The 321-nt window shown below is 57.0% G+C and carries 1 protein-coding gene; it reads right to left on the bottom strand.

Going from position 1 to position 321, the window contains the following annotated elements; genetic code table 11:
• On the bottom strand, nt 1–321 hold a 321-nt coding region (locus AC1RPT_RS07880), incomplete at both ends, for a hypothetical protein (RefSeq protein WP_481762999.1).

The raw sequence follows: 321 nt of genomic DNA, 5'->3' as shown, positions 1-321 counted from the left end.
CACTGGTTCTTGCCGAATGCGTCAATGAGCTGTGCGCGGAAATTAGACGGCGGACCTTCGACTCCTAGTTCGACCAACTGAGCCGTAGTGCGGACGCCCATCTCGTACAGCTTCGACAGTGACTTCTCAGCAAACAGCTCGATGCCGAGCGTGGCACAGAAAAAGTGCATAGCCCGAATCTTGGGCACTGCGTCGTCACCGTCCGTCGAGTAGATGAAGCGACCCCGGAACTCATAGGGGCCCGGTGGTGGCGTCCATTTTGCCTTCTTCACGACGCCAACAATCTTCGGAATCACATCGCCCGACTTCAGGACCTTGACG

Source organism: Dellaglioa sp. CoH-56-MRSF-11 (assembly GCF_056782135.1).
The sequence above is the reverse complement of the archived record's forward strand: the minus strand, read 5'-3'. Positions and strand labels throughout refer to the sequence as shown.